General features: G+C 61.2%; 10 protein-coding genes. 4 read left to right on the top strand and 6 right to left on the bottom strand.

Annotated elements, in window-relative coordinates:
- The first annotated feature begins 26 nt into the window (after positions 1-26).
- Positions 27-641 (top strand): PolC-type DNA polymerase III, encoded by a 615-nt coding sequence (locus Q8R10_RS13975; RefSeq protein ID WP_305654443.1) that lies wholly within the window; start codon positions 27-29, stop codon positions 639-641.
- 83 nt (positions 642-724) lie between these two features.
- Entirely contained in the window at positions 725-2,053 is a 1,329-nt protein-coding gene (locus Q8R10_RS13980) for a DEAD/DEAH box helicase (RefSeq protein WP_305654444.1), read from the top strand.
- Between the two features lie 181 nt (positions 2,054-2,234).
- On the opposite strand, the gene Q8R10_RS13985 is transcribed toward Q8R10_RS13980, so the two are convergent.
- The 4 genes from Q8R10_RS13985 to Q8R10_RS14000 form a co-directional block, all read right to left on the bottom strand.
- On the bottom strand, positions 2,235-2,690 hold the full coding sequence (locus Q8R10_RS13985) for a PAS domain-containing protein (protein ID WP_305654445.1): 456 nt from the start codon (positions 2,688-2,690) through the stop codon (positions 2,235-2,237).
- Between the two features lie 15 nt (positions 2,691-2,705).
- Entirely contained in the window at positions 2,706-3,719 is a 1,014-nt protein-coding gene (locus tag Q8R10_RS13990) for a response regulator (protein WP_305654446.1), read from the bottom strand.
- A gap of 107 nt (positions 3,720-3,826) precedes the next feature.
- A complete protein-coding gene (locus tag Q8R10_RS13995; RefSeq protein ID WP_305654447.1) occupies positions 3,827-4,435 on the bottom strand; it encodes an N-acetyltransferase in 609 nt (202 codons plus the stop codon).
- A 74-nt stretch (positions 4,436-4,509) separates the two neighbouring features.
- Entirely contained in the window at positions 4,510-5,757 is a 1,248-nt protein-coding gene (locus tag Q8R10_RS14000; protein WP_305654448.1) for a TIGR03862 family flavoprotein, read from the bottom strand.
- Positions 5,758-5,997: 240 nt separating this feature from the next.
- On the opposite strand from Q8R10_RS14000, the gene Q8R10_RS14005 reads away from it, so the two are divergent.
- Positions 5,998-6,744, top strand: a complete 747-nt coding sequence (locus Q8R10_RS14005; RefSeq protein ID WP_305654449.1) for a Crp/Fnr family transcriptional regulator — start codon at positions 5,998-6,000, stop codon at positions 6,742-6,744.
- A 75-nt stretch (positions 6,745-6,819) separates the two neighbouring features.
- Here the strand turns inward: Q8R10_RS14005 and Q8R10_RS14010 are convergent, their stop codons facing one another.
- A complete protein-coding gene (locus Q8R10_RS14010) occupies positions 6,820-7,839 on the bottom strand; it encodes a GGDEF domain-containing protein (RefSeq protein WP_305654450.1) in 1,020 nt (339 codons plus the stop codon).
- Positions 7,840-8,274: 435 nt separating this feature from the next.
- On the opposite strand from Q8R10_RS14010, the gene Q8R10_RS14015 reads away from it, so the two are divergent.
- Positions 8,275-9,849: a YdgA family protein gene (locus Q8R10_RS14015; protein WP_305654451.1), complete on the top strand. Its 1,575-nt coding sequence runs from the start codon at positions 8,275-8,277 to the stop codon at positions 9,847-9,849.
- Between the two features lie 116 nt (positions 9,850-9,965).
- On the opposite strand, the gene Q8R10_RS14020 is transcribed toward Q8R10_RS14015, so the two are convergent.
- Entirely contained in the window at positions 9,966-13,085 is a 3,120-nt protein-coding gene (locus Q8R10_RS14020; protein WP_305654452.1) for an EAL domain-containing protein, read from the bottom strand.
- Positions 13,086-13,098: the final 13 nt, after the last annotated feature.

A 13,098-nucleotide genomic window follows, 5' to 3' on the forward strand; every position in this document is an offset into this window, starting at 1 on the left:
ACCACTTACCACTTACTGGATTAATCGTGGAACGCATCGCAGTCATCGACTTTGAAACCACCGGCATGTCACCCGGACAAAATTGCCGCGCCACCGAAATTGCCGTGGCCCTAGTGGAAGACGGTCGCATCGTCGCGCGCTATCAAAGCCTGATGAACAGCGGCGCCTATGTGCCGCCTTTTATCGAAAGCCTGACCGGCATCAGCAACGCCATGTTGCGCAGTGCGCCACCGGCTGCCCAGGTGATGGCCGAGGTGGCCGAGTTCGTCGGTGCAACGCCTTTGGTTGCGCATAACGCCTCGTTTGACCAGAAGTTCTGGGACGCCGAGTTGGCGCTGATTAGGCGTCAGCGGGTGCAAAACTTTGCCTGCTCGATGCTGCTGGCGCGGCGCTTATTGCCCCAGGCGCCCAATCACAAGCTCGGCACCCTGAACAACTGGGCCAAATTGCCCAATACCGGCAAGGCCCACCGGGCCATGGCCGATACGGAAATGGCCGCCAACCTGATGCTGTTTATGGCTGAGCTGCTGCGCCAGCGGCACGGCATAGCGACTATTTCCCATCAGCTGCTGTGCAACTTGCAGAAGGTGCCGGCGGCAAAAATCGCTGAGGCGCTGAGCCGGGCGCGCGACAGCCGTTAGGCCGCAAAGCGGCAGACAGTCGCTTGCCGTGGGGGCGGACAGGGTAAACTGCCGGCATTCCCGTAAATGCCCTGGTTATTCCCATGACTTTCGCCGCCCTTGGCCTGATCGAACCCCTGCAGCGCACCCTCGACGAGCTCGACTACAAAACCCCCACGCCGGTGCAGGCCGCGGCCATTCCCGCCGTGCTGGCTGGCCGTGACCTGATGGCCGCGGCGCAAACCGGCACCGGCAAGACCGCCGGTTTTGCCCTGCCGCTGCTGCAACGGCTGATGCTGGAAGGCCCGGTGGTGGCCAGTAACTCGGTGCGCGCCTTGGTGCTGGTGCCGACCCGTGAGTTGGCCGAGCAAGTCCACGAGAGCTTTCGTACCTACGGCCAGCACCTGCCGCTGAGCACCTTTGCCGCCTACGGCGGGGTTAGCATCAACCCGCAGATGATGAAGCTGCGTAAGGGCGTCGACGTGTTGGTGGCCACCCCCGGCCGGCTGCTGGATTTGTTCCGGCAGAAAGCCCTGAAGTTTTCGCAGCTGCAAACCCTGGTGCTGGATGAGGCCGACCGCATGCTCGACTTGGGCTTTGCCGATGAGCTGCGTTCGATCTACGCGGCCTTGCCGAAAAAGCGCCAGACCCTGCTGTTTTCGGCGACCTTCTCCGATGCCATTCGAGTGCTGGCCGAGCAGATGCTGGATAACCCGCTGACCATCGAAGTCAGCCCGCGCAACGTCACCGCCAGCAACGTCAAGCAGTGCGTGATCACCGTGGACAAGAAGCGCAAAACCGAGCTGTTTTGCCATCTGCTGAAAAAACACAGCTGGAGCCATGCACTGGTGTTCGTGAAAACCCGCAAGGGCGTCGATGAACTGACCGAGCTGCTGCAAAAACAAGGCCTCAACGTCGACGGCATTCACGGCGACAAGCCGCAAGCCACCCGTCAGCGGGCGCTGGACCGCTTCAAGGCCCGCGAAGTACAGATTCTATTTGCCACCGACGTGGCGGCGCGCGGCTTGGATATCGACGACCTGCCGCTGGTGGTCAACTTCGACCTGCCGATTGTGGCCGAAGACTACGTGCATCGCATCGGTCGCACCGGCCGTGCCGGCAACAGCGGTCAGGCGATTTCCTTGGTGTGCGCCGATGAGGTCAACCTGCTGGCGGCCATCGAGGTGCTCAGTGGGCAGAGCTTGAAGCGCGTCGAAGAAGCCGACTTTATCCCCGAGCATCGGGTGCCGCTGATCGATGCCACGGGTCAGGTGCTGAAGAAGTCCAAGAAACCGAAAAAGCCGAAAGTGGTCGGTGGTGGCGGCAAGAAGAACCTCGGCAAATGGCTGGAGAGCAACGAACCGGCCGAGCCGCAAGTGAAAATAGTGCGCAAGATTCCGGTATTTAACACCGGACCGAAAAAGAAGAAGTAGGCGGTGCAAGGATTGTGCAGCGGGGCGTAGGGTGGGTTAGGCGTGCGCGGTGCTGGATTGATTGCGATCTGCGTACGCCGTAACCCACCATTGTCGGTGGCACTGCAGGCTGCCGGCGCTGTGCCCAATCTACGGCTGATGGGTATCGCTGCGCTCAACCCATCCTACGGTTTCGGATGATTTAAGGCGCTGTGCTCAGCGCATCCAATTGACGTTTGTGCATGGCCGCTTGGGTGGCGTCGTAGATCACCACGCAAATATGCTCGATCACGCCTGTGGCTCCCGCCAACGGCAGCAGCGTGACGTTCTGGTACATGTAATCGGCTTGTCCGGTGATGGGCTGGTAGTTCTTGAAGTGCACCAAATACGGATGTTGCTCCCACAGGCTAAAGGCGCGGGTGCCCAGTTGCAGCACGGTGTCGACTTTGCGCCGAAACCAGGGTTCGTCGATCTCGCTAAACAGGCTAAACAGCGATTGGCCATGGACCTGATCCGGGCCCATGCCTGAATGGTTTTCCATAAAGCTGTTCCACACTTCGATCTGATAGTTGCGGTCGAGGACTATCACGCCGACGTCGATGCACTGGACTATATCCAGCAGCCAGTGGACTTCATTGATGTCGATTTGGGCGGCCATGGCGGTTTCTCGCTGCTAGTTGAGCAGGTAATTGATCTTGTGACTGAGGCGCTGAATCGAGTCTTCGGTAAATAGCAGCAGCAGGTCAAAATGTACGTTGTGGCCTTCCAGGCTGTAGCTGATTTCCACCGCCAGGGTTTTGCGCCAGCGTCTTTGGTTGACGTGAATCAGGCTGTCGATCGAGCTGTGCAGCCCCAGCAGTTGTGGATGACCTTGGGAGAAGCGCACATCAATCTGCTCGGAGATGCCGCTCAGGCAGGCACCTATTAGAATGCTGGCCAAATCAAGCAGCATCTCCGAGGTTTCCACATCGTTGCGTGGCTGCCAGTTGAACAGTCGGCCGATGTCGGAAATTTCCGAGTCGTGAAACAGCAGCAGCGCCTCGCCGGCAATCCCGTCGCCAATAAAACCCTGGCACAAGGCGCTGCAACGCTCGCCGCGCTGGGCATCGGCGAGGGTCATGTGCAGCTCGCTGACTTCAAAGATATTCACCGCCGGCACCGGCAGCTCGACAAACACCCCCAGTACCTTGGCCAGTAAGGCGGCGGCGCGACCCATGGCGACGTTGCTGATCTCGCGCAGGGCATCGCGGAAATTGATTTTCAGTTCAAAGTTTGGCCGTGGCGGTATCGGCTCGAGGCTGGCGACGGCGTTATCGGCTGGGCTGAGCAGGCCGAGGCGTTCGAGGGTCTGACGCAGCTCCTCGGGTTCCGCCGGTTTCTTGATAAAGGCCAGGGCGCCCAGCTCAGTCACCCGGCGGATGGCTTCTTCCTGCACGTCGCCGGACACCACTATGACTTTTGGCGTCAGGCCTTCGCTGCGCAGCGCCGCGAGCACTTCATAGCCATCCATCACCGGCATGGTCAGGTCGAGCAACACCACTGTCGCCAGTCCTTGGCGAATCATCTGCAGGCCTTCTTCGCCGTGACAGGCTTGGCTGATGCTCACCGGCCATTCGGGCGGCAGTGCGCGAATCAGCTGCTTGCGCGCCATCATGGAGTCATCGCAGACCAGTAGCCCAATTACCATTGCGCTCACACCGTCATCAAAAAAATGCCGGGATGCTTGCCGGCTTAGCTGCAAGCATAGCCGGCAACGCTGGGCAGCGCGATCAGTGCCGGTGTGCGCGTGGCCGGCTAGAGCGGACGCTGCAGGTAACGGTGGGCGGCGATGCCCGGCAAGTGCGAGGCGTTTTCCCGTTGTACGGCAAAACCCAGCCGCTCATACAGGGCTTGGGCGCGCGGGTTACTGGTGGCCACATCCAGCGCACAACGGCTAAAACCGGCGGCGCGGCCCTGTTGCAGAAGAAAGTCGATCAGGTGGCTGCCGATGCCTTGGCCGGTGACCGCACTGCTGACGCCCAGGTGTGCCAGGTAGAAGGTTCGTTTGGGTGGCGGGGCGATGATGCGTTCCAGTTGCACGCCGCGCCAGAGCACTTTCCAGCAATGCAGCGGGCCATAGAAGCGCATGATCTGGCTGGCGGCCAGCAGCAGGTTGCCCACGTTGGCCTCGCCACTTTGGGCGGTGCCGCTGGCCACCACCTGACCGCCCTGTGTGCCGACCCAATGCTGGCGGTAACCGAACTGACCGCGGCCACGAGCAAACACCCAGCGCAAAAAGTCTTGGGCGTCGCCCTTGGCCGTGCAGGCAAAGGCGTAGTCAAAGGCTGCCGGTCCTGAGCTGTATATCAGCGCAACGGCGGCGGCAACGTCATCCGGCAGGGCGCGGCGAAAGGCTAGAGGCATGGCGGGTCTCGGGCTGATTGGGGGCAAGTAAATCTAGCACGATGGTTCCATTTTGTCCGCTGCGCTGTGGCCGGTCAGTCCGCTGCGCGTTGTTGCAACCACGCCAGCATGCCGAGGCCCGCCGCGCGGCCGGAGGCGAAGCAGGCGCTGAGTAGATAGCCTCCAGTGGGTGCTTCCCAGTCGAGCATCTCGCCGGCGCAGAACACTCCGGGCAATTGGCGCAGCATCAACTCGGCAGTGAGCGCCTCGAAGGGCACGCCGCCGGCCGTGCTGATCGCCTCGTCCAGCGGGCGGGTTTTGACCAAGGTCAGCGGCAGCGCCTTGATCGCGCCGGCCAGCAGGCCTAAGTCGGCAAAGCTGGCGGCGTCGGTTAGTTCGCGCAGCAAACCGGCGCGCACGCCCTCCAGCCCGAGCTGGCTGCGCAGGTGATTACTGAGTGATTTGCTGCCGCGCGGTTTGCGCAGCAAGGCCTCGATTTGCGCTGAGCTTTTGTGCGGCAGCAGGTCGAGATAAACAGTCGCCGAGCCGTGGCTGTTGATTTGCTCCCTGATCTGCGCCGACAGCGCATAGATCAAGCTGCCCTCGACGCCGGTGGTGGTGAGCACAAATTCGCCAAGGCGTGGCGTTTGCTGGTTGATGGTGATGGCGGTGGATTTGACCGGCGCGCCGGCGAACTTATCGGCAAATAACGAGCTCCAGCCGGCCACGTCGAAGCCACAATTGCTCGGCTGCAGTGGCGTCAATGCTACGCCGCGTTCGGCCAGCAGCGGCAGCCAGGCACCATCTGAACCCAGCCGCGCCCAGCTGCCGCCGCCGAGTGCCAGCAGCACGGCGTCGGCATGCACGGCGCGTTCGCCTTCGGCACCGGCGATGCGCAGGCTGCCATCGCGATTCCAGCCCAGCCAGCGACTGCGGGTGTGCAGGCTGACGCCGTGCTCGCGCAGGCGCTTGAGCCAGGCACGCAACAAGGGCGCGGCTTTCATGTCGGTGGGGAAGACCCGCCCGGAGCTGCCGACAAAGGTCTGGATGCCCAGGCCATGAATCCATTCGCGCAACTGCGTGGCGCCGAACTCGCTCAATAATGCGGTCAGCTCGGGGCGGCGGGCGCCGTAGCGCGACAGAAAAGCGGCCTGAGGCTCGGCGTGGGTGATATTCATGCCGCCGACCCCGGCCAGCAAAAACTTGCGCCCAACCGAGGGCATGGCATCAAACAACTCGACCTTGACCCCGGCCAGTGCCAACACCTCGGCCGCCATCAAGCCGGCCGGGCCGCCGCCAATAATGACGACGTGCGAAGTGGGGCGGGGGGCTGAGTCAGTCATGGTCGGGGCGCTGGCGTTGGCAGAGACGGCGCATTCTACCCGAGCACCAGCCTGCGGGGGGGGGGGGGATGGCCGGGTGATGGGTATGAGCGCGGGCTCGGTCGCGGTTTAGTGCTATTTAGCCAGCTTCATACACAAGAGAGCTGCGCTGTGTTCGGAAACGGACAGAACTCTTGAGCATTTCTCGCCATGATGGTGCCTATAGCCGGCAATAACTGTTCCATTAATCAAGAGATGCTAATGCTTAGCTCTAGCGACCCCTGCCAAAACAAACTGCTCGCGGCCTTGCCGGCTGGGGAGCTGCAGCGTTTATTACCTTTTCTCGAGCTGGTTCCGATGTTATCTGACGCGGTGCTTTACGAGTCGGGTGAGCAGATGCGTCATCTGTATTTCCCCACCGACGCCATAGTGTCGCTGTTCTACACCATGGAAGATGGTGCTTCGGTGGAAATCGCCGTGGTCGGTAATGAGGGCATTGTTGGTCTGTCGCTGTTTATGGGCGGCGAAACCACGCCCAGCCGGGCCATGGTGCAAAGTCCGGGCTATGCCTACCGGATGAAGGGGCAACTGCTCAAGGATGAGTTCGAGCGCGCCGGGCCTTTGCAGCAATTGCTCTTGCGCTATACCCAGGCGTTGCTGACGCAGATGGCCCAGCGGCTGGTGTGCAATCGCCTGCATTCGCTGGACCAGCAGTTTTGTCGCTGGCTGTTGCAATGTTTCGATCACCTGCCGAGTAACCGGCTGAGAATGACCCAAGAGTTGATCGCCAACGTGCTGGGTGTGCGCCGCGGTGGGGTTTCTGAAGTGGCGAGCAATCTGCAGCGGGCCGGCTTGATCAGCTATCGCCGCGGCAGCATCACCTTGCTCGACCGGGCAGGCATGGAGGAGCGTGTCTGCGAATGTTATGCGGTGGTCAGGGATGAGTTCGAACGGCTGTTCCCGACCCAGCTGAGGACGCAAGTAACTACTAGTCTCAGCGAGGCTTAACCTTCGATGATGGCGCGGTTGCGGCCGGCATCCTTAGCTTGATAGAGGCACTGCTTGATGACGCGATGCGGGTCGTTAGTGGGCTGCTGTGGTGGCGTCGATCACGGCGCGATTGCGGCCGGCATCCTTGGCTTGATAGAGGCACAGATCGGCGCGTTGCAGGGTACTTTCCCAGTGCTCGCCGCGTTGCAAGACGGCGCCGCCGCTGGACATAGTCACCGGTCCGCCAGGGCCTTTCAGCTGCTCGGCGACCCGGGCCTGCAGGTGCTCGGCGGCGATGCGCAAGCTGGCCAAATCGGTATTGGGCAACAACAGCAAAAACTCCTCGCCGCCGAAGCGAAACAAGCGATCTTCTTTGCGTGAGCAGCGCTTGATTAGCTCGACAAAGTCCATCAGCACCTGGTCGCCGGCCAAGTGGCCGTGACTGTCGTTAATCTGTTTGAAGTGATCCAGGTCCATCACCAGTACGGCATAGTGGTCGCCGTGGCGGCGCTGCACCGAGGCGGCGATTTTTAGCTCTTCATTCATGGCCCGGCGGTTGCGCGCGCCCGTCAGCGGGTCGAGCACCGACAATAGCTGCAACTGGTCGCGCTGGTTATGGGTGCGATAGGCGAAGATAAAGCTCATAAAGCTGGCCATCAGGCTGGTGACCAGAAATGACACCATCTGATAGTGGCTTTCGAACACCGTGCCGGGCACGCTCAAGGCGTAGCCCACCAAGGTGCTCAGCACCAGCAGCATGGCCAGCAGCGCCTTGCTCGGTGAGACCATAAAGAAGTTGAACAGAATCAGCGGGTAGATCCAGAACAGCCCATTGATCCCCAGCTTGATGGCGATCAGGGTCGAGGCCGCCGAGAAAATAACCGCCACCGCGATGCCCGGTTTGACCGTGTCGCCGCTGCGCCAGGCATAAAGCACCGCGGCAATGGTCGAGCAGACGATGATGACGTCGGCCACCCCCACCACATAATTGCCTTCCAGCAGTCGGTAGACCGCATAGGGTGAAATGCCGAAGACGCCGAGCGCGCCCATCAGGGTCAGGATGGACAACTGGAAATCGGTGCGCAGACGCCTAAGCAGTCGCGAATTTCGCATAGTTATTAGCGCTTCTTATGATTGTTATGGCCTGCTAAGCATGCAGAGCATAGCCCCGCGCTGGCAAGCATAAAGCTTGAGTGAACTGTCAGCTAATCCGCCGGTGGAGTGGCGCATTGAGACTTTGCCGATATTTTTGCCGCAGTCGCTGCGTTTATAATGACCGGCTGACACCTTTGACATGGGCTCAAGCGGCTCCCTTGGGTGTTATTCTGCGCTGCGCGCGGGTTGCGTGGCCAAGTGCTGGTTTGTCAGCCCGCCCCACCAGACTGTGTGAAAACTACTGCGCTCGGCTATGCGGCGTTAAAAACAGGCTCAAAATGCTCATTTACAACTCGTAAACTGCGCTTTTTCGCCTGTTTTTGCCTTGCCTAACCTTCACTCGCTACGTTTTCACGCAGCCTGTAATTTCCCCATCATCATTTGAGTTTTGTTATGAAAAAATCAGTAGGGATTGCTGTTGGCTTAGCTGTGGTTGCCGGCGTTGCCAGTACCGCAGGCGCTTGGTACACCGGTCAGCAACTGGAGTCGAGCTTGACCAGTTCCATTGCCCAGGCCAACCAGGAGCTTAAAAACCTGACGCCGGGCCTGGGTCTGGATGTCACGGTTGAGCTGGTATCGCTGGAGCGCGGCTTGTTAAGCAGTACCGCCCACTACCGGGTTAAAGCCAAGGGCGATCTGACCACCACCGGCGATGAAAGCAAAGCCATCGATGATGAGCTGTTGTTTGTTGATCGCATCGAGCACGGGCCTTTCCCGCTGTCGCGGCTGATGGGCTTGAAGCTAATGCCGGTGCTGGTCAAAAACAACTTTGAACTGGAAAACAGCCCGCTGGTGGCCAAGTGGTTCACTGCCAGCAAAGGCCTCTCGCCATTCACTGGCCACTCCAGCATTGGCTATACCGGCAACGTGAACAGCAGCCTGAAGCTGCAACCGCTGGAATTCAGTGAAGATGGCATGAGCCTGAAGTTCTCTGGCCTGAACATCAATGCGCTGGTATCTGATGGACAAAAAAACTTCAAAGTTGACGGCGATATGGACAGCCTGGCGCTGGTCGGCCCCGACAATACCCGCATCGAGCTGCAAGGCTTGAGCCTGCGCAATGATTCGAACATGGGCGCGTCCGGCCTGTACCTGGGTACCAGCGAAAGCAAGCTGAAGCAGGTACAGGTGCTGATCGCCGAGCAACCGCCACTGTTGATCAATGACATGTTGCAAACCGGCAAACTCGACGAAGACAAAACCGGCGTGTTCGGCAGCTTCACCTACGGCATTGGCATGGTTAACTTTGCCGGTAAAGACCTCGGCGCCCTGGACTTGGCCGGTAGCGTGAAAAATCTCGATACCTTGGCGATCAAAGATCTGTCCGAGATGTACAAGCAGCTCATCAGTAACCTGGACGCCAGCCACTACGACGCCAGCAACCCGGACTTCAACCTGAGTGCCGAGCAGAAAACCAAACTGGAAGCGGATATCGGCCAATTGCTGGCCGCCAAGCCAGTGCTGGCGCTGGACAAGTTCGCGTTCAAAACCGCCAATGGTCAAAGCAGCTTTAACCTCAGCGTCGGTCTGAACAAGCCAAGCTCCTTCGACTTGCCACCTGATGCCCTGGCGATGCAAAGCATTGCCAGTCTGGATGCGCGGTTGCAGGTGTCCAAGCCGATGATCAAGGACGTGGTCCTCAGCCAAGCGGCCCTCGATCCAAGCGCCGACCCAGAAGCCGCCAAGCAGCAAGCCGAACAAATGTCGGAGATGGCCGGGATGATGGCCGTGGGTACGCAGATGGCGGTGGTGGACGGTGACAATATCGTTGCCAGCCTTAAATACGCCGACGGCCAAGTCGACCTCAACGGGCGCAAAATGCCGCTCGAAGAGTTTATGGCCATGAGCATGGGCATGGCCGGTGGTATGGGTGGCGGCATGCCGCAAGCCAGCGACGATGATGCCGGCGTGCAAGATTACGCCGACGACTCGGCTGCCGCCGGTGAAGGCGAGATCCCCGCCGAATAAAACCAATGGTTTAACGGTTGCCAGTAGCAACGACGGCCCAGCGTGGATTCATCTCCCGCTGGGCCGTTGGCGTTTAAGCGGGCGTGACCAACGCCAGCCGCACCGCCCGCAACCGCTCAAACCTTGGCGCGCGCAAACTGCTCGAACTGCTCGGCGGACAGGGGCTTGCAATAGTAGTAGCCCTGCACTTCATCGCACGCCTGCTCGCGCAGGAACGCCAGTTGTCCGGCCGTTTCCACGCCCTCGGCGATGGTTTGCAGGCCCAGGCTCTTGGCCAGGTTGATGATGGCGCAGACGATGGCCCGGTCTTCCGCATCGGTGCTGATGTCGCGCACAAAAGACTGATCGATCTTGAGTTTGTACACCTTGAACTTCTTCAGCAGGCTGAGGGAGGAATAGCCGGTGCCGAAATCATCGATCGACATGCGCACGCCGCGCCCGTGCAGCTGGTTCATCACGGCGATGGCGCCTTGCGGGTCGTACATGGCGACGCCCTCGGTGAGTTCCAGTTCCAGGTATTCCGGCGGCAAATCTTCTTCCTCGAGGATGCGACTGACCAGATTGGGCAGGTCGGGATGGCGGAACTGCACGGCCGAGAGGTTGACCGCCATGATCAGTGGCGCCAGACCCGCCTGCTGCCAGGCTTTGGCCTGACGCACCGCCTGGCGCAACACCCACTCGCCGATGGGCAGAATCAGCCCGCTGTCTTCGGCCGTGGGGATGAATTCGGCGGGCGATACCGCGCCCAGCTCGGGATGGGTCCAACGCAGCAAGGCTTCGGCGCCGACGATGCGGCCATCGGCGATGGCCAACTGTGGTTGGTAGTGCACCTGCAGCTGATCGCGCTCCAAGGCCTGGCGCAACGCATTGGCCAGTTGTAAATGGCGCGTCGAATGCACCTGCATCTGCGCGGTAAAGAAGCGGTAGCCGTGCCGGCCGGCTTGCTTGGCGTGATACATGGCGGCATCGGCATTTTTCGACAGGGTTTCCAGGTCGGTGCCGTCAGTTGGGTACAGGGCGATGCCGATCGAGGCGCTGACGTTCAGATCATGCTGCTCTATCTGGCAGGGGGCCGCGATGACCGCCAACAGCTTCTGCGCGACATGGGCGGCGCCGTCGGCATCCATGCCATTCAACAGCAAGATGAACTCATCACCGCCCAGGCGCGATACCGTGTCTTCCTTGCGCAAGGCCGCGCGCAGCCGTTGCGCCAGCTCAATCAGCAAGGCATCGCCAATGCTGTGACCGAGGGTGTCGTTGATGTCCTTGAAGTGGTCGATGTCGAGGAACATCAAAGCCACCGGCCCTTGGCTGAGCTGCGCCAGCGCGATAGCCGAGGTGGCCCGTTCATCCAGGTGGACGCGGTTAGGCAGCCCGGTGAGGGCATCGAAATGCGCCAGGTGTTGAATGCGTAACTCGGCCTGCTTGCGCACCGTGATGTCGCGGGTGACGGCCAACAACATCGAGATCTTGCCGCGCCCATCGGGCAGGGGCGCGGCATGGGTTTCCAGCCAGCGCCGGGTGCCCCTGAGGCCCTGGACCTGGAACTCCAGGGTGCCACTTGCACCGCTGAGTACGCGTGCATGCAGGGCGTTAAAGGCCTCGCGATAGTCGGCCACAATAAGGTCGAGCAGATCGAGCTGTTGCAACTGCTCGAGAGAATCGGCTTCCAGCATGCCCAGCCCCGCCGCGTTCATCTCCAGCAGTTCGCCCTTGTGGTTAATGATCTTGATGCATTCCGGATCGGTCTCGATCACGGTGCGCAAGCGCTGCTCGCTCTCGCGCAAGGCTGCCTCCGCCCGCCGGCGCTGTGCCTCATGCTCGAAGCCGTGCAGGGCGTAGTCGATGTCCGTGGCCATTTCCAGCAGCAGGCTGCGCGCGCCCTCGTCGAAGGCGTTGACCGGCGCGGCATACAGGGCCAAAACCCCGTAGACCTCGCCGTTCTTATGCAGCGGCAGCGCGGCGCAAGCGCCCCAGCCGAACTGCACCGCGCAGGCGCTCCAAGCGCTGCTGGTGGGGTCATGCTGGAAATCCTGGCACCAGACCGGTCGGTTCTCGCGCAGCGCCGTGGCGCTCGGGCCGCGTCCGTAAGGGCCGTCGACGGCCAGCGAGATCTGCAATCCTTGCAGATGCTCTATGCCGCTGCCAAAGGCGGCCAGCGGTGTGATCTGTTGGCGCTGCGCGTCCAGCCCGCCGATCCAGGCCATCTTCGCCGCGCCGAAGTCGACCACCACGCGGCAGACTTGCGCCAACAGTTGCGCCTCGTCGGTGCTGCGCACGATGGCCTGATTGCATTGGCTCAAGGCGGCATACAGCTCGGTCAGGCGCTGGTTTCTTGCTTCGCTGTCCTGGTGTTGCGCGTCAATCTCGGCCAGCTTGCCCTGGGTGGCGGCCAGCCAGCCCAGTACGCTATCGTCCCGGCCCGTGGCGAGCGTCATCGCGCTGGAAAAATCCCCGCTGCCGAGGCGCACGATACGCCTGTGCAGCTCATCCACCGAACCACCCAGAATCCCATGCAGGTTATGCCGCGCTGCCCAGAGCAGGCCGATCAGGAGTGCGCCAAACAGCGCGAACACCAGGCGCATGCGGGCGGCCTCGGTTTGCGCCACCTGCACCGCCGCCAGGGTGCGTTGGTCGACCATCTGCTGGAACTGCTTGATCGGCCGCATGATGGCGGCTTTGGCGTGCTGGAAGGTCGTGTCATGCAGCATGCCGATGGCTGTCGCGCGGTTGGCCGCGGTCGGCGGATTACTGGCGTCGAGCAACGCCATGGCGGCGAATTCGGTGCGCGTGAGTGCGTCCGAGTCCGCCTTGGCCGTCGTCAGCAGGGCGAGTTCTGCGGGCGTCAAACCGGCTTGGCGCAGCAACTCCAGCAAGGCGACCGCCTCTCCCCGGGGACTCGCACCTGGCGCGTTGCCCGGCAGCAGTTCCCAGTGCTGGTAGTCGAGCGGACGCGCCTGCTTGCCCTCGCGGATGTCGAGGATTGCCTGAAAATGCTGCTTGTAGGCCGGCTCGCCAGTCACCACGTAGGTGCGCGCCATGCGGGTCAGGTCATCGGATGACTGGCGCAATTCGTCCGCCAGCAGCAACGACTGCAGGCGCGCCTCATTGGCGCGCTGGATGTGCTGCTCGGCGCGTACATACACCACAAAGCTGGCGACTATGACGACGAACATGCCCAGCGCCAACCAGAGGTGGCGCGTGAACCAGGCTAAGTTGCTCTTCGACGTGGTCATGGCGTCCATTGAC

Source organism: Pseudomonas sp., assembly GCF_030698175.1.
In the GTDB taxonomy this organism is placed as follows: Bacteria; Pseudomonadota; Gammaproteobacteria; order Pseudomonadales; family Pseudomonadaceae; genus Aquipseudomonas.

Coding starts and splice junctions, on each gene's coding strand:
- Q8R10_RS13980 (WP_305654444.1), top strand. CDS start 725: ATGACTTTCGCCGCCCTTGGCCTGATCGAACCCCTGCAGCGCACCCTC.
- Q8R10_RS13985 (WP_305654445.1), bottom strand. CDS start 2,690: ATGGCCGCCCAAATCGACATCAATGAAGTCCACTGGCTGCTGGATATA.
- Q8R10_RS13990 (WP_305654446.1), bottom strand. CDS start 3,719: ATGGTAATTGGGCTACTGGTCTGCGATGACTCCATGATGGCGCGCAAG.
- Q8R10_RS13995 (WP_305654447.1), bottom strand. CDS start 4,435: ATGCCTCTAGCCTTTCGCCGCGCCCTGCCGGATGACGTTGCCGCCGCC.
- Q8R10_RS14000 (WP_305654448.1), bottom strand. CDS start 5,757: ATGACTGACTCAGCCCCCCGCCCCACTTCGCACGTCGTCATTATTGGC.
- Q8R10_RS14005 (WP_305654449.1), top strand. CDS start 5,998: ATGCTTAGCTCTAGCGACCCCTGCCAAAACAAACTGCTCGCGGCCTTG.
- Q8R10_RS14010 (WP_305654450.1), bottom strand. CDS start 7,839: ATGCGAAATTCGCGACTGCTTAGGCGTCTGCGCACCGATTTCCAGTTG.
- Q8R10_RS14015 (WP_305654451.1), top strand. CDS start 8,275: ATGAAAAAATCAGTAGGGATTGCTGTTGGCTTAGCTGTGGTTGCCGGC.
- Q8R10_RS14020 (WP_305654452.1), bottom strand. CDS start 13,085: ATGACCACGTCGAAGAGCAACTTAGCCTGGTTCACGCGCCACCTCTGG.